Annotated in this window: 5 protein-coding genes; all 5 read left to right on the top strand. The window is 42.4% G+C overall.

Annotation, left to right across the window (positions count from 1 at the left end; all coding sequences use genetic code 11):
• On the top strand, nucleotides 1–307 hold a 307-nt coding region (locus WKI47_RS04195; protein ID WP_340225917.1), incomplete at its 5' end, for an RHS repeat-associated core domain-containing protein.
• Nucleotides 308–411: 104 nt separating this feature from the next.
• A complete protein-coding gene (locus WKI47_RS04190; RefSeq protein WP_340225916.1) occupies nucleotides 412–1185 on the top strand; it encodes a polymorphic toxin-type HINT domain-containing protein in 774 nt (257 codons plus the stop codon).
• A 14-nt stretch (nucleotides 1186–1199) separates the two neighbouring features.
• Nucleotides 1200–1541, top strand: a complete 342-nt coding sequence (locus tag WKI47_RS04185; protein WP_340225915.1) for a hypothetical protein — start codon at nucleotides 1200–1202, stop codon at nucleotides 1539–1541.
• Between the two features lie 494 nt (nucleotides 1542–2035).
• The gene (locus WKI47_RS04180; RefSeq protein ID WP_340225914.1) at nucleotides 2036–2440 is read left to right on the top strand and encodes a GNAT family N-acetyltransferase; all 405 of its coding nucleotides are present in this window, start codon (nucleotides 2036–2038) and stop codon (nucleotides 2438–2440) included.
• A 136-nt stretch (nucleotides 2441–2576) separates the two neighbouring features.
• Nucleotides 2577–3452 carry a YitT family protein gene (locus WKI47_RS04175; protein ID WP_340225913.1) on the top strand — a complete coding sequence of 292 codons (876 nt, stop codon included), beginning with the start codon at nucleotides 2577–2579 and terminating at the stop codon, nucleotides 3450–3452.
• Nucleotides 3453–3493: the final 41 nt, after the last annotated feature.

The raw sequence follows: 3493 nt of genomic DNA, 5'->3' as shown, positions 1-3493 counted from the left end.
AGCTCGTTGGTATGACCCTTCGATGGGGCGGTTTATTAATGAGGATACGTATGAAGGAGAACTTACTGACACTCTTAGTCAAAACTTGTATGCTTACGTTAGCAGTAACCCTTTAAAATACGTAGATCCAAGTGGACATATTAAAAATACAGCATACTATGAAATTGATTTTATGCTTCAAGAATCGATGGGTTTACGTAAGGGCTCAACCAAGTATTGGAGCAACAGAAGTATGCTTGGAGTAGTATTCCAAGAAGTATACGCAGATAAAAACAATAATACTTTAAATATCTTTATGGTCTGTTAACACAAACTAGTTCTTATAAGAATAATGCAGGAAATGCTTCATGGGCTAGAAGCCAATTACTAGAAGCGTTAAATGCTTATACTGACAAGACATGGGCCGTTGGAGTGTCAGTCGAAACAATTATAGATAGTACAATAGGGGCTGCAAGTATTGTAAGTGCAAGTAAAGGAAACTCATCTACCAAAATACGAAGTTGCAATTGTTTTACTGCTGAGACGAAGGTTCTGACTGAAAGTGGAGAGAAAAATATTGAAGACATTGAAGCCGGAGATATGCTTCTCTCAAAAGATGAAAGAACCGGAGATGTCCAATATAAAGCGGTAACGTATACTTTCAATCATGATACAGAAGATATATACAATATCCACATAAATAGTCAAACGATTAGAGCTACATTTAATCGCCCTTTTTACGTAACGAACAAGGGATGGATCTTTGTTAAAGATCTTAAAATTGGTGATCTACTAGTTCGAAGTGATGGCAGTACGCTTAAGATAGATTGCATCGATTTAGATCATAAGCGTGTGAAAGTGTACAATATGACTGTCGATGAATATCATACTTATTTTGTAAGTGACCTTGGAATTTGGGCCCATAATAGTGACTGTAGTATAACTATTTCTAATGCAGCAGCCAGAGTTTCAAAGAAATTGTCTCCTGAAGCTAAGAAGGGTTATGAAGCTGCAATTAAAGGGTTGGAAACAGGGAATTTGACAGGTTTAAACGCGCATCCACTTTCACATAATAGAAAAGGGCAATGGGCGGTAGATGTTAAAGGAACGGGACGCGGTCGTGGAGACGGAAGAGTAATTTATACAAAAGAAGCTGACGGAAGTATCAATGTTGTAAAGGTTTTGACAACTCACAATGATTATTAATTTGAGGTGATAGAATGAAACTTAGACATGTTCTTTTGGAAGTTTATTGCGAGAATAATACTTTTGATGTGCCTCTGTGTTGTGCAAATGGAATAGACAGTCCAGGGTATCATTGTCTGTCTGAAAATTGTCCGAATGTCAGTTATACTTATGCCCCATATGAACTTGCTTATACAGGAGAATTTGGAGTAGTTCCTGACTCCGAATCGTGGGTCGGATTTGGAGGAGATATGTTTCCTGATGACAACAATGAAACTAAGGAGGCAGAGTTGAAAAAAATATGGGAAGCCATATGTAAAAGAAAAATTAAAGAAGCTTACGAAGAATATATGGAAAAGATGAAAGGAATTATATAAGTCTTCGGACCTTGAGAAATTCTCAAGGTCCTTTTTTGGTACAAAGAAAAGCTCAGGTATTAGCTACAAATTTCAAAATGAAAGTATATAATTTTATATATGTTATAAATTATAAAAAAATGGAATAAAATTTTTTATCAAAAATCGTGCTTAAAGAAAATGGGGTTTGATGGATTTTTTTCGAATTCATAAACGGGTCGACTATCAATTTTGAAGGTAATCCATGCATTCTTGAATGAACATGAGAAACCCGCTCAGGTGAATCTATAGATATGCGTAGTGCACTTTTTATGATTGAAAAACGGAGAGAATCTCTAATTATTCATAAATAATAAAAATTCTATTAAGTCTATCTCATATTCCCCTCACAAATGGTACAATGCAGGATGAAACTGAAACCGGTCGCCTTCTTATCCGTAAAAGTAGGGTAAGCAAGTTGCGTCCTTTTTTATTTTAAACAAGTCTATTTATTCGAATGCGAGGTTTGATTGAAAGTGGGAGTTAAGGTAATAACCAAAGAACAAGCGTGGGAGATGCGTCATCAGGTGATGTGGCCGCAGGAAGAGTTCGATTACATCAAGTTACCGGACGACGATGAAGGGATTCATTACGGATTGTTCGATGGGAAAGAAGTCATTTCGGTCGTATCGCTGTTCGTGCAAGGGCAGGACGCGCAGTTCCGCAAGCTGGCTACGTTGGCAGATCGGCAGGGCGAAGGGTGCGGCAGCAAACTGTTGACCCATGTGCTGAACGAAGCGAAGCGCAAAGGCGTCAAGCATATCTGTTGCAATGCCAGAAGCAACAAAGTGTCGTTTTACGAGAAATTCGGGCTGGAACAGACGCAGGTCGTGTTTAACAAAGGCGGCCAAGAGTACGTGGTGATGGAACGTTTTTACTAACGGAGCAATTTCATTCAGGGTAAAAGGAAGCGGGACGGCTTGTCGGATCGGCAAAAACGTCCCGTTTTAATTTGCCGAATTTGTGACGGTTGGTATAAACTAGAGGATAGTGTTTTTTTCAAAGGGGGAAACAAGCATGGGTCAAGAGAAAATGTCTAAAAGCAACAAGCTTTTGAAGACTTATTCCAGAGTGTTGTTGATCATTATCGGTGCCGTTATTACCGCGTACGGTCTTGAAGCGGTACTCATTCCCAATCAAGTGTCGGACGGCGGAGTGACCGGCCTGAGCATCGTGGGTTCCCAGTTGTTCGGCCTGCCGCTCGGCCTTCTGATCGCGATCATCAATATCCCGTTTGTGTGGCTCGGTTACAAGCAGATCGGGAAAAGCTTTGCTTTGTACTCGATCGTCGGCATCGCGGCCCTCGCGATCAGCGCGAGCTTGATGCACCATGTTCCGACGATCATCGAAGGCGATACGCTGCTCGTTACGGTAGTCGGCGGGATCATCATCGGTACGGGCATGGGTCTGGCCCTGCGTAACGGCGGCGCGCTCGACGGGATCGACATGCTGGCCGTGCTGCTGTCCCGCAAACTGCCTTTCGGTACAAGCGACCTGATCTTGTTCCTGAACACGTTCGTGTTCGTCGTCGTTTCCTTCGTCTTCGGCCTCCAAGGCGCGATCCTGTCGGCTCTTGCTTACTTTATCGCTTCCAAGGTCATTCATATCGTCGAAGAAGGTCTTAGCGGTTCGAAAACGTTCAAAATCATCACCAACCAACCGGAAGTCATGGTCGAAACGATCCGCGACCGCCTCGGCCGTGGCGCGACCTACTCCGACGCTTACGGCGGCTACAGCAACGAACAATTCAAAGAAATCACCTGCGTCATCAACCGGATGGAAGAAAGCAAAATCAAAGAAATCATCCACGAAATCGACCCCAACGCTTTCGTTGTCGTCTACGACGTCGCCGAAGTCCGCGGCGGCAATTTCAAGAAAAAAGACATCCATTAGAGTCAGAAACAGCGTTGCAAACGCGCATTTCGCCCATGATT

It is taken from the genome of Saccharibacillus sacchari (assembly GCF_037722395.1).
GTDB classification, from domain to species: Bacteria; Bacillota; Bacilli; order Paenibacillales; family Paenibacillaceae; genus Saccharibacillus; species Saccharibacillus sacchari_A.
The sequence above is the reverse complement of the archived record's forward strand: the minus strand, read 5'-3'. Positions and strand labels throughout refer to the sequence as shown.